Origin of the sequence: Massilia haematophila (assembly GCF_042647645.1) — a bacterium.
GTDB classification, from domain to species: domain Bacteria; phylum Pseudomonadota; class Gammaproteobacteria; order Burkholderiales; family Burkholderiaceae_D; genus Telluria; species Telluria haematophila.
In genome coordinates this window covers 3,970,569-3,994,183 of sequence record NZ_JBHRVV010000001.1, presented here as the reverse complement: position 1 = coordinate 3,994,183, position 23,615 = coordinate 3,970,569, and the positions used below count along the sequence as shown (strand labels likewise).

At 59.3% G+C, this 23,615-nt stretch carries 23 protein-coding genes, 1 tRNA gene and 1 pseudogene; 11 read left to right on the top strand and 14 right to left on the bottom strand.

All coding sequences use genetic code 11. From position 1 onward, the window contains the following. The first annotated feature begins 14 nt into the window (after window positions 1-14). From ACFOPH_RS17705 to ACFOPH_RS17670, 8 genes are all read left to right on the top strand, one after another. Window positions 15-1,526, top strand: a complete 1,512-nt coding sequence (locus ACFOPH_RS17705) for a type II and III secretion system protein family protein (protein WP_379736682.1) — start codon at window positions 15-17, stop codon at window positions 1,524-1,526. A gap of 9 nt (window positions 1,527-1,535) precedes the next feature. Continuing rightward, window positions 1,536-1,808, top strand: a complete 273-nt coding sequence (locus tag ACFOPH_RS17700; RefSeq protein ID WP_312547878.1) for a hypothetical protein — start codon at window positions 1,536-1,538, stop codon at window positions 1,806-1,808. 88 nt (window positions 1,809-1,896) lie between these two features. Next, window positions 1,897-3,072 (top strand): AAA family ATPase, encoded by a 1,176-nt coding sequence (locus tag ACFOPH_RS17695; protein WP_312547880.1) that lies wholly within the window; start codon window positions 1,897-1,899, stop codon window positions 3,070-3,072. Between the two features lie 11 nt (window positions 3,073-3,083). Continuing rightward, window positions 3,084-4,430, top strand: coding sequence for a CpaF family protein (locus ACFOPH_RS17690; protein ID WP_312547881.1), 1,347 nt, complete (start codon window positions 3,084-3,086; stop codon window positions 4,428-4,430). Window positions 4,431-4,463: 33 nt separating this feature from the next. Next, window positions 4,464-5,441 (top strand): type II secretion system F family protein, encoded by a 978-nt coding sequence (locus tag ACFOPH_RS17685; protein WP_379736679.1) that lies wholly within the window; start codon window positions 4,464-4,466, stop codon window positions 5,439-5,441. Window positions 5,442-5,450: 9 nt separating this feature from the next. Next, window positions 5,451-6,386, top strand: a complete 936-nt coding sequence (locus ACFOPH_RS17680; protein ID WP_379736677.1) for a type II secretion system F family protein — start codon at window positions 5,451-5,453, stop codon at window positions 6,384-6,386. A 17-nt stretch (window positions 6,387-6,403) separates the two neighbouring features. Next, complete coding sequence (locus tag ACFOPH_RS17675; protein ID WP_379736675.1) at window positions 6,404-7,510, top strand: tetratricopeptide repeat protein; 1,107 nt, start codon at window positions 6,404-6,406, stop codon at window positions 7,508-7,510. Window positions 7,511-7,608: 98 nt separating this feature from the next. Next, window positions 7,609-7,920: a BON domain-containing protein gene (locus tag ACFOPH_RS17670; RefSeq protein ID WP_312547888.1), complete on the top strand. Its 312-nt coding sequence runs from the start codon at window positions 7,609-7,611 to the stop codon at window positions 7,918-7,920. A 120-nt stretch (window positions 7,921-8,040) separates the two neighbouring features. On the opposite strand, the gene ACFOPH_RS17665 is transcribed toward ACFOPH_RS17670, so the two are convergent. The 3 genes from ACFOPH_RS17665 to ACFOPH_RS17655 form a co-directional block, all read right to left on the bottom strand. Further along, window positions 8,041-8,811, bottom strand: a complete 771-nt coding sequence (locus ACFOPH_RS17665) for a GIN domain-containing protein (RefSeq protein ID WP_312547890.1) — start codon at window positions 8,809-8,811, stop codon at window positions 8,041-8,043. 136 nt (window positions 8,812-8,947) lie between these two features. Then, window positions 8,948-9,151: a hypothetical protein gene (locus tag ACFOPH_RS17660; protein WP_312547892.1), complete on the bottom strand. Its 204-nt coding sequence runs from the start codon at window positions 9,149-9,151 to the stop codon at window positions 8,948-8,950. 328 nt (window positions 9,152-9,479) lie between these two features. Beyond that, a complete protein-coding gene (locus ACFOPH_RS17655) occupies window positions 9,480-10,043 on the bottom strand; it encodes a DUF2939 domain-containing protein (RefSeq protein ID WP_312547894.1) in 564 nt (187 codons plus the stop codon). Window positions 10,044-10,737: 694 nt separating this feature from the next. Here ACFOPH_RS17655 and ACFOPH_RS17650 point away from each other — a divergent pair. Further along, complete coding sequence (locus ACFOPH_RS17650; RefSeq protein ID WP_379736672.1) at window positions 10,738-11,202, top strand: hypothetical protein; 465 nt, start codon at window positions 10,738-10,740, stop codon at window positions 11,200-11,202. 133 nt (window positions 11,203-11,335) lie between these two features. Here the strand turns inward: ACFOPH_RS17650 and ACFOPH_RS17645 are convergent, their stop codons facing one another. After that, entirely contained in the window at window positions 11,336-11,752 is a 417-nt protein-coding gene (locus ACFOPH_RS17645) for a hypothetical protein (protein ID WP_379736670.1), read from the bottom strand. Between the two features lie 154 nt (window positions 11,753-11,906). Further along, a complete protein-coding gene (locus tag ACFOPH_RS17640) occupies window positions 11,907-13,364 on the bottom strand; it encodes an ApeA N-terminal domain 1-containing protein (RefSeq protein ID WP_379736668.1) in 1,458 nt (485 codons plus the stop codon). 728 nt (window positions 13,365-14,092) lie between these two features. Here ACFOPH_RS17640 and ACFOPH_RS17635 point away from each other — a divergent pair. After that, window positions 14,093-16,012, top strand: coding sequence for a PAS domain-containing hybrid sensor histidine kinase/response regulator (locus ACFOPH_RS17635; protein ID WP_379736666.1), 1,920 nt, complete (start codon window positions 14,093-14,095; stop codon window positions 16,010-16,012). Window positions 16,013-16,327: 315 nt separating this feature from the next. Here ACFOPH_RS17635 and ACFOPH_RS17630 read toward each other — a convergent pair whose 3' ends face one another. The 3 genes from ACFOPH_RS17630 to trfA all read right to left on the bottom strand — a co-directional run bounded on the left by ACFOPH_RS17630 (window position 16,328) and on the right by trfA (window position 18,440). After that, window positions 16,328-16,780: a hypothetical protein gene (locus ACFOPH_RS17630; protein ID WP_379736664.1), complete on the bottom strand. Its 453-nt coding sequence runs from the start codon at window positions 16,778-16,780 to the stop codon at window positions 16,328-16,330. Between the two features lie 130 nt (window positions 16,781-16,910). Continuing rightward, window positions 16,911-17,300: a hypothetical protein gene (locus ACFOPH_RS17625; protein WP_379736662.1), complete on the bottom strand. Its 390-nt coding sequence runs from the start codon at window positions 17,298-17,300 to the stop codon at window positions 16,911-16,913. A 261-nt stretch (window positions 17,301-17,561) separates the two neighbouring features. Next, the gene (gene trfA, locus ACFOPH_RS17620; RefSeq protein ID WP_379736660.1) at window positions 17,562-18,440 is read right to left on the bottom strand and encodes a plasmid replication initiator TrfA; all 879 of its coding nucleotides are present in this window, start codon (window positions 18,438-18,440) and stop codon (window positions 17,562-17,564) included. Between the two features lie 332 nt (window positions 18,441-18,772). Here trfA and ACFOPH_RS17615 point away from each other — a divergent pair, with 332 nt between their 5' ends. Next, a complete protein-coding gene (locus ACFOPH_RS17615) occupies window positions 18,773-19,534 on the top strand; it encodes a hypothetical protein (RefSeq protein WP_379736658.1) in 762 nt (253 codons plus the stop codon). Between the two features lie 28 nt (window positions 19,535-19,562). Here the strand turns inward: ACFOPH_RS17615 and ACFOPH_RS17610 are convergent, their stop codons facing one another. The 6 genes and pseudogenes from ACFOPH_RS17610 to ACFOPH_RS17585 form a co-directional block, all read right to left on the bottom strand. Continuing rightward, the gene (locus ACFOPH_RS17610) at window positions 19,563-20,198 is read right to left on the bottom strand and encodes an HAD family hydrolase (RefSeq protein ID WP_379737960.1); all 636 of its coding nucleotides are present in this window, start codon (window positions 20,196-20,198) and stop codon (window positions 19,563-19,565) included. Next, a pseudogene (locus ACFOPH_RS17605) lies at window positions 20,172-21,209 on the bottom strand (tyrosine-type recombinase/integrase); the annotation flags it as partial. The pseudogene ACFOPH_RS17605 and the gene ACFOPH_RS17610, both read right to left, overlap by 27 nt. 107 nt (window positions 21,210-21,316) lie before the next feature. Further along, window positions 21,317-21,392 (bottom strand) — tRNA-Thr (locus tag ACFOPH_RS17600). A 27-nt stretch (window positions 21,393-21,419) separates the two neighbouring features. Continuing rightward, window positions 21,420-21,905 (bottom strand): ClpXP protease specificity-enhancing factor, encoded by a 486-nt coding sequence (locus tag ACFOPH_RS17595; RefSeq protein WP_312547896.1) that lies wholly within the window; start codon window positions 21,903-21,905, stop codon window positions 21,420-21,422. Window positions 21,906-22,125: 220 nt separating this feature from the next. After that, window positions 22,126-22,737: a glutathione S-transferase N-terminal domain-containing protein gene (locus tag ACFOPH_RS17590; protein ID WP_056342583.1), complete on the bottom strand. Its 612-nt coding sequence runs from the start codon at window positions 22,735-22,737 to the stop codon at window positions 22,126-22,128. Window positions 22,738-22,835: 98 nt separating this feature from the next. Continuing rightward, the gene (locus tag ACFOPH_RS17585) at window positions 22,836-23,597 is read right to left on the bottom strand and encodes a cytochrome c1 (protein WP_379736656.1); all 762 of its coding nucleotides are present in this window, start codon (window positions 23,595-23,597) and stop codon (window positions 22,836-22,838) included. Between the last annotated feature and the right edge of the window lie 18 nt (window positions 23,598-23,615).

Sequence of the window (23,615 nt, the reverse complement as noted above, 5' to 3'; positions counted from 1 at the left end):
TGCCAGGTGAAACCATGAACACGAGTCCCAACAAATCCCGCCTTGCATGCCGCGTCGCGATCAGCGGTATGGCGCTGGCGCTGGCAGGCGCCGCCCAGGCGGCGCGTCCGGTAGCGCAAACCGAGGCCCCCGCCGTGGCCGGCGAGCATGCCGAAGTCGGTCCACGCTGCAAGGGCGAAGCCGCGCGCCCGGCGCAGGTCGCGCTCCAGATGGGCAAGTCGACGCTGATGCGCCTGCCGGAGCCGGTGCAGAACCGCAGCGTCGGCAACCCCTCCGTGGTCCAGGCCATGCTGGTGGCGCCCGATACCATGTACATCGCCGGGGTCGACGTCGGCACCACCAACATGATCGTGCAGGGCCGCAGCGGCCTGTGCAGCGTGCTCGACATCACGGTGGCCATGGATCCCACCGCGCTGCAGGCCATGCTGGCGGCCGTCATGCCGGAAGAGAAGGACATCCGCGTGCTGGCAGCGGCCGACTCGCTGGTCCTGACCGGCACCGTCTCCGACGCCGCCGCCGCCGCCCGCGCCGCCGAGCTGGCGCTGGCCTACGTGCGCAAGCCCCTCCGGCCGATGAGCGCGGTGCCGAAAGAGCTGGCACCCGAGCAGGCCGGAAGCGGCGGAGCGAACGCCAGTGCCGCCAACCTGCGCGTGGTCAACCTGTTGAGCGTCAGCGCGCCGCAGCAGGTGCAGCTCGAGGTGAAGGTCGCCGAGGTGTCGAAGTCCTTGCTGGAGCGGCTCGAGGCCGGCGCCAGCTGGCGCTTCACTTCGGGCAGCTGGGCTGCCGCCCTGGTTTCGAATTTCCTGACCGGGAACGCCGCTTCCAGGTTGGCCGCCGGCCGCAGCAGCGACAAGGGCTTCGTCCTGGATAGCGAAACCAAGGACAGCCTGGTGCGCGTGCTGGCCGAGCCGAACGTGATGGCGATCAGCGGCCAGGAAGGCAGTTTCCTGGCCGGCGGCAAGTTTTATATTCCGGTGTCGCAGGAAAGGGACAAGGTCACGCTCGAAGAAAAAGAGTTCGGCGTCGGCTTGCGCTTTACGCCGACGGTGCTCAGCGGCGGCCGCATCAACCTGCGCGTAGCGCCCGAGGTATCCGAACTGTCGCGCGAAGGCATCGGCATCAGCGCCACCGGCCTTACCGGCGGCGCCATCCTGCCGGTGGTGACGACACGACGCGCCAGCACCACCGTCCAGCTGTACGACGGCCAGAGCTTCGTCATCGGTGGCCTGATCAAGAACAACCTCGTCACCAACCTGAAGGGGGTGCCGGTGCTGGGCGAGCTGCCGGTGCTGGGGGCACTGTTTCGCAGCACCGACTTCCAGCAGGATCGTACCGAGCTGGTGTTCGTGATCACGGCGCGCCTGGTCAAGCCGCTCACCGCCACCGGCTATGCCCTGCCGACCGATGGCGTGGACGCGCCTTCGCGCGCCGCCCTGATGTTCGGCGGACGGCTCGAAGGCCCGGCCAAGCTGCCCGAACGTAGCGCACCGCCGGCCCAGAGCGTCGACGGTTTCGAACTCAAATAGGAGAAGGTCATGGCTAGCTACAAGACCATTGCATGTGTCGTGGCGCTGCTGCTGGTGCAGGGTTGCGCGACCACGCCGCGCTTCGATCGCCAGTTTGGCGCATCGGTGCGCGCCAACGTGGCGGCGCAGACGATCGATCCGCGCGGCGCGGCGAATGTCAATCCGGCCACCGGCATCGACGGCGCGGCCGCGCAAGCCGCGCATGCCCGTTACCAGCGTTCGTTCGCCCAGCCGCAATCCGAAGTCTCGCCGCTGGTCAAGACGCTCGGCAACGGGCAGTGAGCACCGCTGCGCCGCATTCGAGTTCCTGTCCGTTGCGCCGTGCGCGCTACCTCCGCCACCGATAACCTGAGCCTCGACGAGGATCGTCATGAAAGCCCTTTTAATCAGCCGCGACAGTCTGCTGTATGCCGAAATCGCCTCGCAGGGCGCGGCACGCGTGCCGCCGCTGAACGTGGCCGCCAGCCGCGTGTCGATGCGCGAAGCACTCGACCGCCCGGTGGCCGACGCGCCGGGCCTGGTGATCGTCGATGCCGAAGCCGGCAGTGCCGAGGACGCCGACCTGCTCGAGCGCCTGGCGCGCCAATATCCGGAAGCGCAGTTCATGCTGCTCACCGGCGAGCATCACCCGGAGCTCCTGATCCGGGCGATGCGCGCCGGGGTGCGCGAAGTGCTGCAGCTGCCCCTGGTGCACCGCGCCTTCCACGAGGCGATGGACCGCATCGCGACCGCCGCCGGGGTTGCCCAACTGCGCGACGGCAAGGTGCTGGCCTTCATTGCCTGCAAAGGCGGCAGTGGCGCGACCTTCATCTCGACCAATTTCGGCTACGCGCTGGCGACGCTGGCCGAGAAGAAGGTCCTGCTGATCGACCTGCACGGCCAGTTCGGCGACGCCGCGTTGTATGTCTCGGACCAGAAGCCGACCATGACCCTGTCCGACGTCTGCGAGCAGATCGCGCGCGTCGACGGGCCTTTCCTCGATTCTTGTCTGGTGCACGTCACGCACGGCTTCGGGGTGCTAGCCGCGGCCGACGACCCGTCGCAGGCGAAGGAGGCAAAGCCCGAGCACATGGACACCATCCTGCGCGTGGCGCGCCAGCACTACGACTACATCGTGCTCGACGTCGGGCGCCAGATCGACGCCGTGTCGCTGCGCGCGCTCGACAGCACCGACACCATTTATCCGGTGCTGCAGCTGGCGCTGCCCGACATCCGCGATGCCCGCCGCCTGCTCGACATCTTCCGCTCGCTCGGCTATCCGAACGAGAGCATCCGCCTGATCGTCAACCGCTACGAGAAGGGCGGGCGCCTGCGCCTGCCGGACCTGCACGCGGCGCTCGGCTGCGAAGTCGTGCACACCGTGCCCAACGATTACATCGCCGTCACCGACTCGGTCAACCAGGGCGTGCCGGTGCTCGAACTGTCGCGCGCGAGCGCGGCGGCGCGCAGCCTGGCCGACCTGGTCGAACTGGTCACCGCGCGCCGCGCGCCCGAAAGCCGCGGCCTGTTCAATCGCCTGTTCGGCCGCGGCGATACCGATTACTGAAAGGAGAAGCCATGTCGCTGCGTGAACGCCTGTCCGTATCCGATGACGAGCGCCGCTCCGGCGTACTTCCGGCCGAAGCCGGCAACAGCGCCTACCAGGAGCTCAAGAAGACGATGCACCAGATGATCCTCGACCGGATCGACCTGGAGCGTCTCAAGCGCCTGACCGCCGAGCAGTTCAAGCACGAGCTGGCCCTGCTGATCCAGCGCATCATCGAGGAAGAGCGCATCGTCCTCAACCAGCACGAGCGCCACAACCTGGTGCTCGACATCCAGCACGAGATGCTCGGCTTCGGCCCGCTCGAGCCGCTCCTGAACGACCCGAGCGTGTCCGACATCCTGGTCAATACCGCCAGCCGCGTCTACGTCGAGCGGCGCGGCAAGCTGGAATTGACCGACGTGTCTTTCCACGACAACGCGCACCTGATGAAGATCATCGAGAAGATCGTCTCGCGCGTGGGCCGCCGCGTCGACGAATCGAGCCCGATGGTCGACGCGCGCCTGCCCGACGGCTCGCGTGTCAACGCCATCATCCCGCCGCTGGCGGTCGACGGTCCGCTGCTGTCGATCCGCCGCTTCGGCGCGGCGCCGCTGACGGTGCAGAACCTGCTCGACTACAAGAGCATGACGCCGCCGATGATCAAGGTGCTGGAGGGGCTGGGGATCGCCAAGATCAACATCCTGATCTCGGGCGGCACCGGCAGCGGCAAGACCACGCTGCTCAACCTGCTGTCGGGCTTCATTCCGGCCACCGAGCGCATCGTCACGATCGAGGACGCGGCCGAGCTGCAGATGCGCCAGCCGCACGTGGTGCGCCTGGAGACGCGCCCGCCGAACATCGAGGGCAAGGGCGAGGTCACCCAGCGCGCGCTGGTCAAGAACTCGCTGCGCATGCGGCCCGACCGCATCATCCTCGGCGAGGTGCGCGGCCCGGAAGCGCTCGACATGCTGCAGGCGATGAACACCGGCCACGAAGGCTCGCTCGCCACGATCCACTCGAACACGCCGCGCGACGCGCTGGCGCGGCTCGAGAACATGGTCGGCATGGCCGGCGTGAACCTGACGCCGCGCGCGATCCGCCAGCAGATCTGCTCGGCCGTGACGGTGGTGGTGCAGGCCTCGCGCCTGATCGACGGCTGCCGCAAGGTGGTCAGCATCCAGGAAATCACCGGCATGGAAGGCGACATCATCTCGATGCAGGAGATCTTCCGCTTCGAGCAGACCGGGGTCGACCGCGACGGCAAGGTGCTCGGCCATTTCAGCGCCACCGGGGTGCGCCCGCGCTTCGCCGACCGCCTCAAGATGTACGGCGCCGAGATCCCCGACGATACCTTCGACCCCGACCGCATCTATCAATGAACCGGCAGGCCGCGCCTGCAGTGGAGCCGTGCAATGGATCTCCTTTTCTACAGCTTTGTCGTGTTCCTGTTTGCCGCCGTGATCCTCCTGATCGAAGGCGTCTGGCTGTGGTGGTCGAGCACCCACGGCAAGGCGGCGCAGCGCGTGGCGCGCCGGCTGCAGGTGATGTCGGGCGGGACCGGACGCTCGGGCGAGCGCATTTCGATCCTGAAGCAGCGCCGCTTCAGCAGCCACGACGGACTGGACCGCCTGCTGCACAGGATCTCCGCCGCACACCGTCTCGATACGCTGCTGGTGCAAGCCGGCAGCAAACTGACGGTCGATCGCTTCATCGGCTGCTCGCTGGCGGCGATGCTGCTTCCCCTGCTGCTGGCGGCGCGCTGGCCGTTGCCGCTACCGGCGCGGTTGGCACTTGCGCTGCTGGCGCTGGCGACGCCCTGGATGCTGGTACGGCGCGCACGCACCCGGCGCCTGCGGCGCATCGAGCACCAATTGCCCGATGCGGCGGACTTCATCGCACGCGCACTGCGCGCCGGCCACTCCTTCACCAACGTGCTGCAAATCGTCGGCAACGAACTGCCCGAACCGCTCAGCGGGGAATTCCGCATCGCCCGGGAGGAGATCAATTACGGCGTGCCGATGGGCGAAGCGCTGCACAACATGGCCGCGCGCATCCCGCTGACCGACCTGCGCTACCTGATCATCGCGGTGCTGATCCAGCGCGAATCGGGCGGCAACCTGGCCGAGATCCTCGGCAATATCAGCCAGATCATCCGTGACCGCCTGAAGCTCGCGGCCCAGGTGCGGGTGCTGTCGGCCGAAGGACGCATGTCGGCCTGGATCCTCGGGCTGCTGCCGTTCGCGGTCATGCTGGTGCTGGTGGCGGTGAATCCGAAATACGTGAGCATGCTGTGGACCGATCCGGTCGGCGTGCGCCTGCTGTGGTACGCGGCCGGGATGATCCTGTTCGGGGTCATCTGGCTGCGCAAGATCATCCGCATCCGGATCTGAGGAATCGTCATGAATGCCGCCCAACTATCCTTCCTCCTGCTTGTCTTCGCGATCGTTTGCGCCCTGGCCTGGCTGGCGATGGCCTTGTTCGCGCCGGAGGCCCTGCGCGCCAGGCTGCGCCGCTCCGTCGGCAAGTCGGAAACCACCCAGCTCGAATCGAACGGCTGGGTCGAGAAAGTGGCCAAGGTCAGCCAGCCGCTGACCAAGCTCTCGATTCCGGAAGAGGGCTGGGAGAAATCCGCGCTGCGCACCCGCTTCATGAACGCCGGCTGGCGCAATCCGGTGGCGCCGACCCTCTTCTTCGCATCGAAGACGGCGCTGGCGCTGCTGGGGCCGGCCATTGTCGGGACGCTGGTGGCGCTGTCGGTGATCGTGCTCTCGGGCGGCAAACTGATGTTCCTGCTGCTGCTCAGCGCAACGGTCGGCTATTACTCGCCGAACATGGCCCTGGATCGCCTTGCGAACCGGCGCAAGCGCGAGATCTTCGAAACCCTGCCCGATGCGCTCGACTTGCTGACCGTCTGCGTCGAGGCCGGCCTGAGCCTGGAGCGCGCCTTTGTCAAGGTGGCCGGCGAGATTCACATCAAAAGCGTCACGCTGGCCCAGGAATTGCAAATCGTGCTGATGGAAATGCGCGCCGGCTTCACCAAGGAAAAGGCGCTGCGTAACTTCGCCTTGCGCAGCGGCGTCGACGACGTCGACACACTGGTGGCGATGCTGATCCAGTCCGAGCGTTTCGGCACCAGCGTGGGCGACTCGCTGCGCGTGTATTCGGAGAACCTGCGCAACAAGCGCCGCACGCTGGCCGAGGAATGCGCCGCCAAGATTGGCCTCAAGCTGCTGTTCCCGCTCATCTTTTGCATCTTCCCGACGCTGCTGATGGTATTGCTGGGACCGGCGGCGATGCAGCTCAGCCGGACGCTTGCCGCCGTTGCCGCGCGCTGAATCACAGGAGTATCGACATGAAACCACGCAAGATTCTCAAGAAAATCTCGGTACTCGGCGCCGGCATGCTGCTGCTGGCCTGCGCCGACGTCGCGCGTCAAACCGACACGCACCAGGGACCGGATGCCGACAGCGCCTACAACCAGGGCCGCGCGCATCACCTTGCGGGCCGCTACGATGAAGCGGTCCAGGCCTACCGCGCGGCGCTTGCCGCCGATCCCCTCCATGTTCGGGCCCGCAATGCCCTGGCGGCCGCCTTCGCACGCCAGGGCGATTACGCCCAGGCCATTCCGATCTGGCGCGCGCTGACCGCGGACGCGACGCTGTCGTCCGGCCCCGCCAACGCCTACCTGTTCGCCAATCTCGGCTACGCCTACCTGTTGGGCGGCGATTACCAACAGGCCGTCGTCGCGCTGGAAAAGGCCTGCCTGCTCGATCCGCTGAACCACCGCGCCTGGCAAAACCTGGGCGAGACCCTGCGCCGGCTGGGCCAGGACGAGCGCGCCGACATGATGTTCCGCCAGGCCAGCGCGCTGCGCGAGCATGACTTCCGCAGCGACTACGCTGCCGCCGGCGGCAGCGCGGTGGCGGCAATCCAGGCCGCGGTCGAGGCGCCGCGGCCCCACCCCGAATGGGCCGCAACCCAGGTGCTCACGGGCGCCGACGGCATCCTGACGGTACGCCGCATCCCGTCGCAGCGCGCACTGGTCCAGGCACTGGCGCAGGAACTGCCGGGCGGCCTGCCGCCGGCGCCACCCGCATCGCCCGGCGGTTCGGCGCCCGTGCTGCTTGAAATACGCAATGGGAATGGCGTGACGGGCATGGCGCGCGCACTGTCGCGCCAGGTCGGCGGCGACGGACTGCGCGTCACGCGACTGAGCAACGAACAAGGCTTCAAGGTGCGCCACACCCGCATCGAACACCAGGCCGCCTACCGCGATGCGGCCGAGCGCCTGGCGGCGCGCTTCGATGGCGTGCCTGTGGTCCAGGTCGGCAGCACCCGGCCGGCCGACCTGCGCCTGGTCATCGGCAAGGATCTGGTGGACGGAAAGGTGGCCCTACGCCCGGCCGCGCCCGCCGGGACATCGGCTGTTGCGATCGCGTCACTCGCGAAGACGCCTTGAGGCCGCGTCCGTCCGGGCACCTTTGTTCCATATCGAATCGCGTCGACAAGCTCACCCGAAAATGGGACGATACCGTCTCATCCGAAGGGAGCGTTGCCATGAAAATTGCACAGCGTTTCACCGCCATCCTCGTCGCCGCCGCCGCATTGTCCCTCACCGCCTGCGCGCCGACCGCCCACCAGCAGGGCACCGGCGAATACATCGACGATGCCGTCATCACCAGCAAGGTCAAGGCCGCATTCGCTGCCGATCCCACCGTCAAGGCCACCGAAGTGCAGGTCGAGACCTTCAAGGGAACGGTGCAGCTGAGCGGCTTCGTCGAATCGCGCGAAAGCGCCCAAAAGGCCGTGCAGCTTGCGCGCGACGTCAAGGGCGTAAAGGAAGTGCGCAACAATACGGTCATCAAATAGGCGGTCACGGAGTAAGCGGTGATCAAGTAAGCGCGCCGCGTCGGCGCCTGTCCCGGCAGGAAGCCGGCGCCGCCTTGCGTACGCGACGGCAGCGATGCGCTTCCTGCCGCGAGCGCTGCCTCAGCGCCAGCTGACCTTGCCCAGCCCCTCGGTCGTGGCCTTGCGCTGCGCCGGCTTGCCGTACACCGTGGCCGACCCCATGCCGCTGAGGTTCAGGTTCGCCGCCGAGCTGGCATACACGGTCGCGCCGCCGAGGCCGCTCATGTCGAGGTCGACAACGTCGGCGCGCAGTTTCTCGGCGTCGAGATTGCCCACGCCCGCCAGCGTCGCGCGCAGCGTCTTTGTCTGGCCCGCCACGGCCAGTTGGCCGGCGCCGCGCAGCGCCAGGTCCATGCGTTCGGCACGGCCGGCGTCGATCGACATGCTGCCGACCCCGCCCAGGCGCACATCGACGTTACGGTAATTCCCGTTGAGGGTGACCGTGCCCGCGCCGTCGAGCGCCAATACGATGCGTTCGCCGCCGAAACCGCTGACCGTGCTCGCGCCCACGCCTTCGGAGACGAACTCGGCCAGGTTCGGCACGGTCAGCTCGGCGCGCAGCTTCGGCTCCTTGTTGCCGCGCCTGTCACTGCTGCGTTTTTCGGTATCGATTTCCAGCGTATCGCCATGCTGGCGCGTCGTCACGCGCGCCACGTCGCCGCGTTCGCCCGAGATCACGAGCGCAGGTTTGGCGCCCTGGCGCAGGACCAGGTCGACCACGCCATCGAGTTTCACGCGCGTGACGCGGGCATCGACAGTGCGCGCCTCGCGGATCACATCGGCCGCGCAAGCGGTGCCGGCGCAGAGCGCCAGGGTGGAAGCCATCAGGGTGGCGCCGAGCAGTTTGTTCATGGTCGTCTCCGTGCATGTTGGAATGCTTGCACTGTAGATCGACCTCCCCGGCATGGCACCACCGATGCGACAGGCTGCGCGATATGGGGACCGAAGCGCCCGAAACCGTCCGCCAGACCGGAGTGGACAGATGCCGTCAGCGGCGCAGCGACCGGCGCACCAGCACGCCGGCGCCGACCAGCGCCAGCACGACCACGCCCAGCGCCACCCAGCCCTCGTACGCATGGATCAGGTGCGGCACGCCAGGATCCGGGGCAGGGGCGGAAGCACTGACAATGGTGACGCACAGCGCGGCGGCGATGACGGCGATCGGGACAAAACGGCGCAGGGAAATCGGCATGATGGCTCCTGGTTGGCTTCGGGCACGCAGCAGGCTGGTATGGCCACGCAAGCCGGGCAATATCCTCGTAATTACTTACAAACGTCCGCCGAAGCCAGTCTCCAGCGCACGCTGAAACCGCTAACAGTGGGGCAGGGCGCGCGGACGTTCATTGCCATGAACTCAGCAAGAAACGTGCCGCCTCCAATGCCCGGCAGGAAGGAAAAGGCATGCCGATGGCGCACGGGATTGGTGCGCGCCGCGCCAGGAAATGGTGCGGGGCGAGTGTCGGAGCACGGCGATTCGGGATGGCGCCTGGCCGAGGGCAGGACAGCGTCCCGATGCGGATTCACGTATCCGATTCAAGTACCGACCTGGGCAGCTCGAGGGCGCTCAGCTGCCAGCTCCAGAGGCCGGTACGCTTGAGGATGAAGCGGCCGGTATCCTGGCCGGGACGGGAAATCGCGACCTTGTTCCAGCCTTGGTAATCGACCGAGTAATCCAGCTTCTCCTGCGTCACCGGCTCCCCTGATGCGGCCGGATCCGCCTTCGGCGTCCCTGGCGTTGCAGGCCTTACCTTCCCTGATTCCATCATGGCCAGCACACCGGCCGGCGAGACGGCCGCGTCGATCAGCGGATTGATGAGTGCGACGGCCATCATCTGGCCGATGCCGGAGAAGGGATTGTTCGCCATCTCGGGCGAGGCCATCCGCTTGTTCATCATCGTCATCATCTGGCCCTTGAAACTCTCGCGCAGGGCCGGGAAATCGATATGTTCGGACAAGCGGTCGGCATCCTTGACTTCGATCGCCGCCTTCATCTGGTGCAGGGTCCAGTACGGACTTGCATAGCTGCTGAAAGCCAGGCTGGTGGCGACTGCGGCGGCGATGGCGATGGCAGAGGTTTTCTTCATGGTCGGCAGGAATCCAGATAAGGTAAGCGACCAAGTATATCCGCCAAGAAACGATGAATGCTCACGAAAAATTGCATGAGTTGACATTGGCATGGACCGGAAAACAAAAAGCCCAGCCATGGAGGCTGGGCTTTTTGCGCGGACTGCTTTTTACTGATAGTTGGTGCCGGCTGCCGGTTTCGAACTGGCCACCTGATGATTACAAATTAGCAGAGGAAACAGTATGTCTTTGATTATTAAGGTAATTATACCGTATTCTAGCGTAGGTAAAAGTACTTTAAGAACAGTAACTTAACGTAAACTAGCGAAGTTGATCCGAACTGACTGTTGTACTGGAATCGTACCTTCGGTGGAGTGGCCATGTCATGCCACTGTCGCAGCCGAGTCCCGAGGAATATTCCCAAGGTCTTCCAGTCTTGAGGACAACGGCATTCGATTAGAGTCTGGCGACCATTGATACGTAGCCGTCCGTTCTTCGCAGATCGGCGATGAGCGGGAGCTGGGCTGCTATAAGCGACCAAAGGTCTTCGGGAAGAAGTGCTTGGGCCATGGCATCAGTCCGTCTGCGAACACGGCCGCTATCTTAATGCTCGGATTGGGCCCCGTACATCCGCTATCCACGGCGGATTCAACCGGCCGTTGCTACCGCCTTAACCCTCCCTTATAGTTGTGCTTTCTTGGCAGGGGGCACAGCATGAAGGTATTTCATTTGGATGCCAACGCGGTGAACGCCAGGCAGGCAAATCCGGATCTCAATCGTTTGGAGGATCTGGCGAGATCAGGCGCGGTGTGGATCGACTACTCGCGTAGAGCTTATGACGAGGCCTCGGCCGGCTGCGAGCTCCGGGCTCAAAAGGCAGAGGAACATATCTGGATGGAGCTTAGAGGATCGCCCGAGTTCGAAGAGCAAAAGCGAGCTGAGATCGGTCGCATCGTTTTCCCCAATGGCGTCAAGACCACCTCCCAAGAGAACGACGTCGAAATCCTCCTAACCGCGTTCATGTGCCGGGCGATCTTGGTGACTTCCGATGGAGCTTCAAAGACTCAGCCCCGCGGGATCCTTGGAAGCAAGGCCGACCTGGCGCTGATAGGTGTGCGTGTAATGACTCCGAACGAGGCCCTGGAAGAGGCCTTGAGGGACGATCCGGAGGCGGATTAGCATAGGCGTCGCTCCGATTGAAGACAACCCGCCATCGTCTTCTCCTCACCGAACGCGGGCCTTCTAAATAACCCGGTGCACGGTTTTGTTTCTCTCAGAAAAACCGAAGGGCTTTGTTAGGCGCTCCTAGGATTTACTGCGTTTTGGACTTTATGTACGCGTAATCAACGCCTGTACTGCCCTTGAAAATCGACACTGACTTGAAGCCCTGAGTTGGCTCCCAGCGCATGAGGAAAGGAGTGCGGACAGTCGGCTCACGTTCCTCCAAGCCGATTGCAGTTAAGGCAGACGGGGAAAACTTCGTCTGACTCAAACCGTTGATGGTCATCCAGTCAGCTTTTCCGCCGATGAAGACGACTTCGACCTGACCGTTTCGATAAGTACACCTTTTGCCTTGCTTGATCGCTTCGCACTTTGCTGACGGGCCAAGTACCTTAGATGTTTCGGCTTCCGGTTTCCCAACGATCCGCTTTATCTCGACGATTGGCGTTGCGAAAGCCGGTGCACATTGGACTGCTAAGAAAACTGCTATTGCATACCTGTGACTCATCGAGTTACCTCGAAAAATTGTTGATATCAGGACAGCACAGAGCTTGGCGGCGGCAATTGTGGAGTGCGAAGTCTGCTACTGGCCGACAGCGTACAGCGAACAAAGTAGCTTCTGCTTACGACTAGAGCAGCTAAAAGGCAAGTTATTCAACTAATTACGGCCCATTCTTTGCTGTCATGAACACCTCGATCCATTGCGGGTAATCGCGTCGATAAATCGTAAATTTATGATTACCCCAAATGTTGTCTACACACCATTGCTCGATGTCCCACCCCGCATCAATCAGATCAGAAGCAGCAAACACAAATTCTAGGGTATCGGTTAAAAACGGAAGAAGTGACTCGTATTTTCGATATGGAAATTTTGGATCACCATGTACAAGGAAGTTGCGGAAACGGCAACCTATCCGCAGTACATCATTTAAATTGGGCAACGGCTCTGCCATACGTGAGCAGATTAAGGACGATCGGTAATATACCTTCGCGGGCAATGAGGGCTTCTTAAGCCGCTTAAAATGGCCTAACATCGAATCCCGAAAATCAGTTTTTGGCAAGCTCTCGAAGATGGCTACTGATTCGCTAACTGCATTCTCGAAATCTTCGGGCAGGGTTACGTCTGGCGGAAGCGCGTCAGCCGGAAGAGTGTCAAACATATTCGCCGCTGCTACTAGTCGGCCAGTTGTGTAGCGGGTTTCATCTTCGACGCACTCGACATATTGTCTGCGCGACATATGCCGCGCTTCGTCTACGGAGAGCCAATCTCGCATCACACAGGCAAACGGCTGGTTCTCGTTGTGAGGGTGGATGGGCGCGTCAATGAAATATTTAGAAGCCGGAGTGGAGGGGCCAGACGGGGGATTAGCAAGATGCATGCGCAAAGGAGTAGCCGACGAATCGCCCGATGCAGTGGCGCAGCTAACTACTAACTCTTGGTGCAGGAATGCTTGTGGCCTGCCGGTTAGGACTGTAAAAAACCGCCGTATTGCGCTGATTCGTCGCAAGCATTCATGAAAATGGATTGCTTCGTTGAACTTCAAAGTTAGGTCGATGTCGTAGGTGAAAGGCGACCCTGATTCAACGTTGAAACTATAACCAGCAGAGAAGATCCCTAAATCGTTTTCGCACTTAACGATATTGAAATCCCCGGAAAAATAACTTAAGAGCGAGTCCTTCCCAGCAGTTCGCTGCACTGGAGGAAGCCGAGTATCGAAAAGTGATTGTAATTCAGCGCTTACTTTGAACATTGCGCCGAATGCGTTACGATCTTCGAAGAAGAGTTTTGTATCGGTAAATTTGAAGCGGGCCGCTTGCACTACTGGTTGAGTAGGGTCGATATGTTCTTTGCCGATTAAGACGAAGTTAGGCAACATTTCCAAGCGTTCAAAATGCTCGCCAGAATCAAAAAATGGTCTTGCGGTTTTTGTTACAAAACAATCTAAGCAGCTTACCTTCTCATTTTTTTCGGTTTTTCCATAAATAGTTGTAGCATTGTGAAGCGATTCGAGACCTTGTCCGATGAACTTCAACCTTGTCTCCTTTCCGTCGACTACTAACTCGCCAGTATGGTGCGGATGGTCGCGTTCGCCGTAGGTCCCTAGATAACGTTCGCCCATAATCAAGCCCCAAAATTGAGAAATCTAACATATTGTTTAACATTGGGAATTCTTTTAATAAATTCCTAATGATAACTTAATACCGTCCTATATACGGCGTCCGAACTTCCCGCCTAGAGTCGCCGGTGCTTTAGCCAGATATGAGGGTTCGCTTGTGGCCAATAGCGGGCTTCTTCTAGCGTCCGCTTCCGACCCCTGAACGCTTTCAGAATGGCCGCAAGTCCCCAGTTCCCACCTGCTGGCGCGATCGCTGTCCAGACGCTGATGTCGCTTCCGCCGCCGAGCCAGAAGGTCTGCAGAGTTACGACTGTCCGCTTTTGGCCTATTGTGTTGAAAAACTCCGTTCTAGTGTCAGCCGGGAAAGAAACATCGGTAACTCGACTGTGCAGAACGGCCACCATGGCACGAACGCGGGTCAGTTGGACTTGCGATGCCACCGAAAACTGGCCATAAAAGTTGCTGCCCGACTTTTTCAACACAATAGGCCGGTTGCAGACAGTCGTTAGGCGATCAGTCTACCGGAGTTGTTGCCAGTTGGGAAAGTTTAGACAGCGGGCCTGGGCTGGACTTGACGTCCGCTCCCGACCCACAGCGGACGTTTGCTGTGCGCAAATCCCTGTTGATAGCTGAAGACGAGTCGAAGTTTAAGGCGGCAATTTAAAGAAAGTCTCGTAAGATGAGAAGCGCTTAGGCAACAACCTCGCAACGCGCTACGCCACCAGAAAATCATGCTTCCCGACAAGATATTTTACTCATCCTTTGAGCACTCACCTATTGGTCAGTGCCTTCTCGCACCGACTAGAGATCTTGAGATCCTTGCGGTAAATGACGCTTTTCTTTCCTCGGTCTCGCGAACGCGCGCGGAAGTGGAGGGACGTCCACTGTTCGCTGTGTTCCCTAACGACCCAAATGATTATGCGGACACCGGTGCACAAGATCTTGCACGTTCAATCGCAATGGCGGTCGAGACTGGTAAGAGCCAGAAAATGGTGGCGCAGCGGTATCCAATTGAGATGCACGCGGAGGGAAAAAGTTGGTTCGAGGATATGTACTGGAGCGCCACCAATACGCCCATCTACAATGAGGAAGGCAGCTTGGTGTGCATCTCTCACACAACAATTGACGTGACCGATCAAGTGCGGTCAGCCATGTTGCTGCGCGATAGCGAAAGCCGACTCAGTGCCTATGTTTCCGCGACCTCCGATGTCCTTTACCGTATGAGTCCTGATTGGAAGTACATGCATGAACTGGACGGTAGAAACTTCCTCAAGACCACTACAGGCTGGGCTGAATACCACATCGAGCAGTATGTCCATCCTGACGACCTTGAACTAGCGCGAAAACATATCCAAGAGGCCATACATCGAAAAAGCGTGTTCGAACTTGAACATCGGGTCTTACGTCAAGATGACTCTCTGGGCTGGACGTTCTCAAGGGCCGTTCCCCTGCTGGACGCGAGTGGCGACATCCGCGAATGGATCGGGTCAGCCAGCGATATAACGCAGCGAAAACTTGCGGAAGCGCGTTTGAAGGAGGGCGAGCGTCGAAAAGATGAATTTCTTGCAATGCTTGCACATGAGCTCCGGAATCCATTAGCGCCGATTAGTTCAGCCGCCGAGCTGCTGAGAATGGTTGCTCTCGACAGAAGCCGGGTGCAGCACACAAGCGAAATTATTCTAAGACAAATCAAGCATATGAAGAGTTTGGTCGATGATCTGATGGATGTTTCGCGTGTCAGCAGAGGTCTTGTAAATCTTGAACAAATACCGTTGGATGTGCGGCAAGTTGTAGGCGAAGCAGTCGAGCAACTCACACCACTGATGCAGGCCAGGCATCATCACCTTCAGCTCCATTTGGCGCCTGGTGCTACTTTGGTCAGAGGGGACCGTAAACGATTAGTGCAGGTCATCGCTAATCTACTGAACAACGCAGCCAAGTACACCCCAGACGGCGGTGAGATAAAGGTTAAAGCAGAAGCGCGCAATACTCATGTCATGGTTAACGTAATAGACAACGGTATTGGTATGCAGCCCGACCTAATTGCGCGTGTATTTGACTTGTTTTCGCAGGCCGAGGTAACGTCTGACCGTACATCAGGTGGACTGGGATTGGGCTTGGCCCTCGTCAAAAATTTAGTTGAGCTTCATGGCGGGACAGTTAAAGCCGAAAGCAAGGGGCTAGGTTTCGGAAGCAAGTTTACTGTATGCCTTCCTCACCTGGAAGAAACTGCCGCGATCGCACCGACAGGCCGTTCGGACCAACCGTTGCCTGCTCAGGACCGACCGTTGCAGCTGTTGGTAGTAGACGACAATGTCGACGCTGCGTTGACGCTCGCCATGCTTTTAGAAGCGGCTGGGCATACTGTGACTGTTGAGCATGACCCGAGAAGTGCTCTCAAGCGTGCTGCTGTCAAAGCATTCGACGCCTGCCTGCTCGACATTGGCTTACCGGAGATCGATGGGTATGAGCTGGCAAGGCGCCTTCGGGAGTATCCGGGAACTGCGGCTTCGGTACTAATCGCAGTAACGGGCTATGGTCAAGAACAAGACCGTAACCAATCCCTAGAGGCTGGCTTTGCTCATCATCTTCTCAAACCGCTTGATGCCGCCGAATTATTCTCGATTTTTGGGAGTATTGCGGCCCGCTAAACGTCTTGCTCTACAGACAACCTGTGGTCGATCTGTGTGTCATCCGAGTAGCGATGTTCGAATATATCCTGCGTTTTAATCTTGGACGAACGACCGCTGTTGGCCGATTGCGGACCGTCAGCACGGCCCAGTGTACCGGGCTGTTGCCGTCAGAGCAACTAGAGGGTTTTGTTGGGCGCGCTAAGCCGTATTTCATCTACGAGACCCTAGGGCGGGTGGCCGTAAAGGGCGTTGACACGTTTACGTTCGCTAACCGCTTTGGCGATCGTGGCCCAGCTTGGCTCGGCTGTACTTGGCTAGGTCTTCTTGGCACATTTACTGTTCAGAATATTCCGGGGAGGCCTCTACCTTCCTCTCGTTCTCAGCCATGTACGCCGTTAGTCGTGCTCTGCCTTGTGAGACCATCAACAAATGTAGGTCTCGCAGAAACGCCGCGTTACGTTCGCGCTGGACTTCTTTAGCGGCTTCCTTTTGGGTGACTGGAGGCAAGGCGAACGCAAGCCACTCCCTCAAGTAGTCCACCATAGCGATCACAACCTGCTGCTCAGCTCGATCTTTTTCCACTTGGCGTCCGAGCCTGTTGATCGCTGTAGAAATGCGACTTTCCACTTCCATTAGGTAATCTTTTTCTTCTTGCTGGCGAAGAGAATCGTTAATCGCGGAACGGATAAGATGCCCGACTGGCAGGCCAAGAGCTTCCGATCGATCCTCGAGCTGACGCCGCTGTTGTTCGTCCAGGCGAACTGAGTAAGTCTGTTTCGCTACCATGATATTCCCTTAAAACTGTATTGCGTACGTGTACTGCAAACGCAGTGCATTTCAAAAAAATGTAATACGGGGAAAGCCGCATGCGTCCTGGCTCATCTCAGGAAAAGTCTCATAGTTCGCAATACCCCCTTTATGTTCCACTAAGTAAATCCAACGCTAACAGCGTGTTGCAGTCTAATTCCGCCACCCCACGGGTGAGGTCGAAAACAAACGCGTTATGCGGGTCAAAATTTATTTCGGCGAAAACGCCCGCTTGTCTGGCTGAGCGGAGCGCTTTTGCTTGAAGGCTGTCCGTTCTGCTGCCCGCTGCCTCCCGTTTTCTTCTCATTGCTTCTGTGTTGCCTGGCGTTGCCTTTTGCTTCCTTTTTGCTTCCTTATTGCTACCTATTTGATACCTAATGCAATCTTTTTGGTATCCGAATGCAATCTTATTGATATCTGGATGTAATCCTTTTGTAATCCCCTTGTAGTCGTTTTGTAGCCTGTCTGTAGCCTTTTTGTAATTTTTTTGTAATCTCATCGATAAATTGCGTGTCTAACGAATATTTCTAAGTGGTTGTATCGCGTCCAATGCTTTGCCGTAGCGGTAGGCGAGGTTTATCCACAGCCGTTTCGGGTAAAAAAAGGTAAGAATAAGGTAGGGGCGGCCGAGACAGCCTGAAACGGCGTGCCCATGCGGCTTTTGGTGATCGCTGTGGAAAGCAAACACGACAATATGGAACTCAAACACGATCAGGCGGAACGCTAACACGACGTAAGCGGAACGCAAACACGATGCCTTTCAGTTCCGGCTTTTCCCTAACTTCGTCCACACAACCTGCTGTTTGCCTTTAGTGCTGAGTTCGATCCGCCCGCACGTAATCACTTCGACACGATCGAGCTCGTCCATGGCTTTTGTTAAGGCGCTTCGGAATTTACGCATCGGACTACCATATCGAAGCTTTTCTTTCAGCCAATCGAGTGCAAAGCGTTGAACCTGGTCTGAAGAGGTAGCAACTAAACGCTGTAGCGCTTTTGCCATCTCATGACCTTGGGCGATGTCGCGCCGTTTTTTCCAATCAATCAAGGCGTACTCGTTGCCACCAAAAGCGGTTTTCCAGCGTGGGTCTACAATGAACGTGTAGCTCTCACTCTCTGCATCATATTCAAAGCTTTCAAGCATATGGAATGCACGCATGCCCCCTAACTGGTACTTGCTTGAGCCATCTGATCTCTTGACCTCAATCACGATCGTTGCCGTCATGAACGCCAGCATTGTGCCCTTCAACCACGTGTAGTCCCGTCCGCATCCCCTCCGGCCAATCGCCCGCAGGAAGGCCGCGCGATTGATCGTTACAGGCCGTCCTAACGGCTCGCACCTAGCCTCATACATGAGCTGCATCCAGGCGTCGGCCTTCGCTTCATCAAGTTGGTACCCGGTATAGGTGATGACTGCATCACTTCGGCTGACTAGTACAACCTGTTCTTGGTGAACAGGCTTACCTCGTGCGATCGGGGCGAACAATGACGATCTGGCGATGGAGTTCGGCATTGCCCTTAACCAGTCGTCTAGACCTGGTAGGAACATGAACTCATCGCGGGACGCCTCTTGTCTTGTCTCTTGCCGGAGTTCTGCCTCTGCCGCTCGACGCTGAAGCAATGCGAGGACGTTACTGTTCACTCTTGTCCTACGCTTCCGCCAAGTATTCAGCAATCCCAGAGGTCCTAAAGTAGACGCGCCGTCCTACCTTGAGCCGGCAGGAATTGATTCTGTCGGACCATGGATTTTGGGCCCGTAGACTGAGGCGTATGCCGTCCGTCGAACGTGAAAGGATTTCAGCGAGCTGGGCGAGCGTCAGCAGAGCACCGTATTTCGCGATTAGAGTTTCCTCGATTGTCATGCTAAAGTTCTCCCGTAAGTTACCGTAAGGCATCGATAACTAAGCTTAAACTTTGAACGCATTGCTCGGAATGGGGCCAAAAAAAGTGACTTTCGCTACACCTGCGCCTGACATGTCCAACCGCGAGATCGGTAAAACGGGCTCACCTCGTATCGTCCGGTCCGGCCGACCAAAACGCGGAGCAAAGGACAAACTGATGACAGTCGGTTGGTTTCATTACGTTCGCCTCAGCCTTGGTGAGACGACTACGGGCGCCGTTGCTCGGCGCGTGCAAACGTACTGCGACACCAAAGGATGGGTGACCGAACATGTCTTCTCGAAGCGCTGGTACCGTTACCGTGACGGTGCTGCAAGTCCAGATGCCGAAACGCTAAGGAGGGTAGAGGAGCTTGCGCCAGGGTCAGCGATCTTTTTTTCGAATGGTCCCTGGGATTTGTGGCTTCTTCTGTGGCAAAACCGAGACCATCGCTGGGATCAGGAGGCTGCTCAGCGATTGTTCGCCGTAAAGAGCGACGACATTGACTCCGACTGGCTGCTAAAAGCTGTTGGGATGTGGCTTACCCGGTTTGAGCTAGCAAAAGTAGGCGCAACCGACGATCTACTCGACGGCTTCTACGAAGCAATTTTCTGGGCTCTCTGCAGGGACAATTTGAAGAATCCGCTTTTAGAGCTTGGGCTCTGGGATCTTCTAGTCGCTACTATCCGCGAACGTGAACGGGAAAATTTGCGGTTTGATCCTGTCAAGTTGGGCGAACTGGAAGCCATTGCTCTGGGGAGCGGCGTGGCCGATCCGCTACGGGCATACCTGGAAGATCCGTTTGGATTTTTCCTCCGAGTATCTAGAGAAATGCTTGAGACAGAGTGCTCCAGCTAACAGAGGTACTGGCTGTCTCAGTGCTGCCCTATACGAGATCGATGAGCGGTTCAAGGGAGTTCAAGAGGTTCTTCGTCGAACTCGTAGCGCGACGGTTTAGCAGCATCGATTGCATACCAAACGCGCGAGGACCGTCCACGTCAGCGGCTTGAGTGTCTCCGACCATCAGAACCTGGTGTGGAGAGCATCCAAGCGCTTCACAGACATACTCGTAAATCTTTCGCTCCGGTTTGATCACGTTCAGCTCGAAACTCCAACCGTAGTAGTCAAGCGGCATCGGTAGGAGTGCCTGGATCGGTGGGGCGTAGGCGGCGGCGAGATTTGAACACAGCGCAACCTTAATCCCCTGTGCTTGGAGTGCGCGAATTGTGGGAACCACGTCAGGATAAAGGCTGATGGATTCGACCTCGCGGCTGAGATCGCGTTCTAGCTCGTCAAGTTCGCCCGGGGCCAGTTCGATCTGCAGCACGGCGGCGGCATCGCGCAGGTCCATACTGCGAGCCATCAATATGCGAGCGTCTTCCTCTGTCCTGGGCCTGCCGCGTTCTTCACCGAGCTTTAGCAATTTAGAGAATGGGCTCCGCTTGTCATTGATCTGAGCGATTGTGCCGTAAACGTCGAATACGACAGCGTGAATCTTCCTTAGTCCGTCGAGCTTTGCCACCAGATCCTCCGCACGCAAGTGAGTGTAACGACGAAGCATTTGCATCGATTTGTGCCCGCTAATCGATGCAACCTCCTGGTCACTTAACCCGCCTTCAACGAGGCGGCTGACCGCTTCGTGTCGCAGGTCGTGAAAATGCAAGTCGGTTATAGCCAGCGTAGTCTTGATATCGCCCCAGATTTTCGCAAACTGATATGGTCGGCGCTCCCTGTCTTTGCCAGGCTCACCGAAAAATACGAGGTCGGTGTTCGGGGGGCGCAACGGGTTGTCGACTGCTTCTTTGAGGACTGCCGTCGCAGCTGCCGTTAGCGGTACTGTCCGGGCAGAATTGTTCTTGGTATCGGACAGGCGGACCACTCGGCTACGCAGATCAACGTCCGAGAAGCGCAGGTTAAGGATTTCCGACTGGCGCATGCCGGTTTCGATCGCTAGTCTGACGACCCAGCTTAGCATTGGATTGCTGTGTTGCCTGACTGCGTCGAGCAAACGCTTCTCTTCGTTGACGTTCAGCCGGCGGTCCCGCCCCTTTCCTGGACTGGGCTTGCGAATGGCCGACACCGGATTGTGGGTTAAGCCAAGTCCCCATTCTTGGATAGCGACAGTGAACAGGTTGCTCAGCATTGCCAGCTCGATGCGGACGGTATTGTTCGACTTGCCTAACGCCAAACGATGGTCCCGGTAGGAGGCAACAAGCTCGCTACTCAAGGCGGCCATTGAGTATTTGCCCAGGAAGGCCCCTAGGTGCCCTGCAGTGACGTTCTCGCTACGTTGGGTAGTCGGCTTCTTTGTCGGCGTGACTTCTGTCAGGTAGCGCTTTAAGGCTTCCTGCGCGGTCATCCGCTCTGAGCCGCTACGCGAGATATAGACGCCTCGAACCATCTCGTCTTCGGTTCTGCGTGCCCAGTCCACCGCGTCGCGTTTAAGCCGAAAAGTCTTGGAAGTGGTTGGCCAACCCTTCATGCGCACGAGCGCTTTGTAGGTGCCGGAAGGGGTAGGAACGATGGTTGCCATGAAGCCTCTGTAATTGCTGAGTGTACTGAAAGTGTACTTTTCGCCGATCACAAAGACAAATGCCTCACGTGCATCGCACGTAAGGCATTGTTTTCACTGCTAATTTCTGGTGCCGGCTGCCGGTTTCGAACTGGCCACCTGATGATTACAAATCAACTGCTCTACCAAATGAGCTAAGCCGGCGTAATCTGTACGGCTGGGATTATACCGTCATTTAATCCGCGTCAGCGTCGGACGGCCGCCTTTTTTCGGCGGTTCCTTGTTGTCGTCGTCGGAAGAATGCGACACCTCTGGCGCCGTCGCTTCGCTGGCGCTGGCAGGCACGGCGGACAGGCTCGGGGCCGGCGTTGCTTCTTCTTCCGGCGTGGCCATCTCGGCCGCCGTGACGCTGACGTCGAAGGCCATGCCCTGGCCGTTCTCGTTGGCGTAGATCGCCAGCACGTTCTGCACCGGGACGTAGATCTCGCGCGACACGCCGGCGAAGCGGGCGCGGAAATGGATCGCGTCGTTGTCCATCTTCAGGCCCGAGGTGGCGCCGTAGCTGATGTTGAGGATGATCTCGCCCTTCTTGACGTATTCCATCGGGACCGTCGTGGCCGAGTCGACCCGCACCGCAAGATAGGGCGTGTAACCGCTGTCGGTGCACCACTCGTAGATGGCGCGCAGCAAATAGGGCTTGGTGGAAATCTCAGGCATGTGCAAATGGGTGTTGTTGGTCCAGCGAGGCGGGCCGCCAAGGCGGACATGCCGGCCTTGCTATTCGGCGTGCATACGCGGAACGCCAGTTTACTGCGATTCGCCAAAAGGCGGCGCAAACTGGGATATCAGGGGTGCTGGGTCAGCAAGGTGCGACAGCAAGGTAGTGGCGTGGGGCCAATACCTTGCTGCGCTAACTTGTCGATGTCGACGTCACCGATTAACGGCGCATCACCTTTTCCGACGGGGTCAGCGCTTCGATGTAGGCAGGGCGCGAGAAGATGCGCTCGGCGTACTTCATCAGCGGCGCTGCCGTCTTCGACAGCTCGATACCGTAGTGGTCCAGGCGCCACAGCAGCGGTGCGATCGCCACGTCCAGCATCGAGAACTCGTCGCCCAGCATGTATTTGTTCTTCAGGAACAGCGGGGCCAGCGTGGTCAGGCGGTCACGGATTTCGGCGCGCGCCTTGTCGTGGGCCTTCTCGTTCGTCTTGTTGCGGTCGCTTTCCAGGACGTGCACGTGGACGAACAGTTCTTTTTCGAAGTTGAACAGCATCAGGCGGGCGCGGGCGCGCATCAGCGGATCGGCCGGCATCAGCTGCGGGTGCGGGAAGCGCTCGTCGATGTACTCGTTGATGATGTTCGATTCGTACAGGATCAGTTCGCGCTCGACCAGGATCGGCACCTGGCCATACGGGTTCATCGTCGAAATGTCTTCCGGCTTGTTGAAGAGGTCGACGTCGCGCACCTCGAAATCCATGCCCTTTTCGAACAGGACCAGGCGGCAGCGTTGGGAGAACGGGCACGTGGTGCCGGAGTAGAGAACCATCATGGTTTATAGTTCCTTAAGAAACAAAGGGGTGAAGCGCCGAGCGACTCACCCCGAAAAATGATTGCCCGTATTATAGCCAAGCGGGCAATGAAAACGAATTACTTCACATCTTTCCAGTACGAAGCGTTCAAACGCCAGGCCAGGAAGGCGAAAATCGACAGGAAAATCAGGACGATAACACCGAGTTTCTTGCGGGTACCTTGCGCCGGCTCAGCCATCCAGCTCAGGTAGGCAACTAGGTCGGCAGTCGCGGTGTCGAACTCCTGGACGTTCATCGTGCCCGGCGTCACCTGCTCGAAATCGGCGAACTTATGGATCGTCTTGTTGGCGTCGTGAGGATCCGGCGCTTCCGTCATTTTTACTGTACGGATACCCTGCAACTGCCACATGGCATGCGGCATCGCCACGTTCGGCAGCACCATGTTGTTCCAGCCGGTCGGGCGGGTGTCGTCCTTGTAGAAGGTGCGCAGGTAGGTGTACAGGTAGTCGGCGCCGCTGCCGGCCGGCGAAGATTTCGCACGGGCGATCACCGACAGATCCGGCGGCACCGCGCCGAACCAGGCTTTCGCATCGGCCGGGCGCATGGCCGTCGTCATCATCTCGCCCACTTTGTCGGCTGAGAACAACAAATTGTTCCTGATCTGGTCCTCCGACAGGCCCAGGTCGCGCAGGCGGTTGTAGCGCATCGCACTGGCCGAGTGGCAGTTCAGGCAATAGTTGACGAACAGCTTGGCGCCGTTCTGCAGCGAGGCCATGTCGTGGCGCTCCGGTGCGCGGTCGAGCGGGAAGCCGCCTTCGGCCGCGAATGCCAGTCCCGGCACCAGCGCCAGGATCGCGATCAGTTTCTTCGTGAAGTTCATGGTTGTCCTTGGCTTGTC

What these genes read in the sequence shown, in the direction of transcription:
- ACFOPH_RS17675 (WP_379736675.1), top strand. Translation starts at nt 6,404, where the DNA reads ATGAAACCACGCAAGATTCTCAAGAAAATCTCGGTACTCGGCGCCGGC.
- ACFOPH_RS17585 (WP_379736656.1), bottom strand. Translation starts at nt 23,597, where the DNA reads ATGAACTTCACGAAGAAACTGATCGCGATCCTGGCGCTGGTGCCGGGA.
- ACFOPH_RS17670 (WP_312547888.1), top strand. Translation starts at nt 7,609, where the DNA reads ATGAAAATTGCACAGCGTTTCACCGCCATCCTCGTCGCCGCCGCCGCA.
- ACFOPH_RS17615 (WP_379736658.1), top strand. Translation starts at nt 18,773, where the DNA reads ATGTCCAACCGCGAGATCGGTAAAACGGGCTCACCTCGTATCGTCCGG.
- ACFOPH_RS17595 (WP_312547896.1), bottom strand. Translation starts at nt 21,905, where the DNA reads ATGCCTGAGATTTCCACCAAGCCCTATTTGCTGCGCGCCATCTACGAG.
- ACFOPH_RS17625 (WP_379736662.1), bottom strand. Translation starts at nt 17,300, where the DNA reads ATGAGATTACAAAAAAATTACAAAAAGGCTACAGACAGGCTACAAAAC.
- ACFOPH_RS17690 (WP_312547881.1), top strand. Translation starts at nt 3,084, where the DNA reads ATGTCGCTGCGTGAACGCCTGTCCGTATCCGATGACGAGCGCCGCTCC.
- ACFOPH_RS17630 (WP_379736664.1), bottom strand. Translation starts at nt 16,780, where the DNA reads ATGGTAGCGAAACAGACTTACTCAGTTCGCCTGGACGAACAACAGCGG.
- ACFOPH_RS17680 (WP_379736677.1), top strand. Translation starts at nt 5,451, where the DNA reads ATGAATGCCGCCCAACTATCCTTCCTCCTGCTTGTCTTCGCGATCGTT.
- ACFOPH_RS17590 (WP_056342583.1), bottom strand. Translation starts at nt 22,737, where the DNA reads ATGATGGTTCTCTACTCCGGCACCACGTGCCCGTTCTCCCAACGCTGC.
- ACFOPH_RS17705 (WP_379736682.1), top strand. Translation starts at nt 15, where the DNA reads ATGAACACGAGTCCCAACAAATCCCGCCTTGCATGCCGCGTCGCGATC.
- ACFOPH_RS17640 (WP_379736668.1), bottom strand. Translation starts at nt 13,364, where the DNA reads ATGGGCGAACGTTATCTAGGGACCTACGGCGAACGCGACCATCCGCAC.
- ACFOPH_RS17695 (WP_312547880.1), top strand. Translation starts at nt 1,897, where the DNA reads ATGAAAGCCCTTTTAATCAGCCGCGACAGTCTGCTGTATGCCGAAATC.
- ACFOPH_RS17650 (WP_379736672.1), top strand. Translation starts at nt 10,738, where the DNA reads ATGAAGGTATTTCATTTGGATGCCAACGCGGTGAACGCCAGGCAGGCA.
- ACFOPH_RS17660 (WP_312547892.1), bottom strand. Translation starts at nt 9,151, where the DNA reads ATGCCGATTTCCCTGCGCCGTTTTGTCCCGATCGCCGTCATCGCCGCC.
- ACFOPH_RS17685 (WP_379736679.1), top strand. Translation starts at nt 4,464, where the DNA reads ATGGATCTCCTTTTCTACAGCTTTGTCGTGTTCCTGTTTGCCGCCGTG.
- ACFOPH_RS17665 (WP_312547890.1), bottom strand. Translation starts at nt 8,811, where the DNA reads ATGAACAAACTGCTCGGCGCCACCCTGATGGCTTCCACCCTGGCGCTC.
- ACFOPH_RS17635 (WP_379736666.1), top strand. Translation starts at nt 14,093, where the DNA reads ATGCTTCCCGACAAGATATTTTACTCATCCTTTGAGCACTCACCTATT.
- ACFOPH_RS17655 (WP_312547894.1), bottom strand. Translation starts at nt 10,043, where the DNA reads ATGAAGAAAACCTCTGCCATCGCCATCGCCGCCGCAGTCGCCACCAGC.
- ACFOPH_RS17700 (WP_312547878.1), top strand. Translation starts at nt 1,536, where the DNA reads ATGGCTAGCTACAAGACCATTGCATGTGTCGTGGCGCTGCTGCTGGTG.
- ACFOPH_RS17645 (WP_379736670.1), bottom strand. Translation starts at nt 11,752, where the DNA reads ATGAGTCACAGGTATGCAATAGCAGTTTTCTTAGCAGTCCAATGTGCA.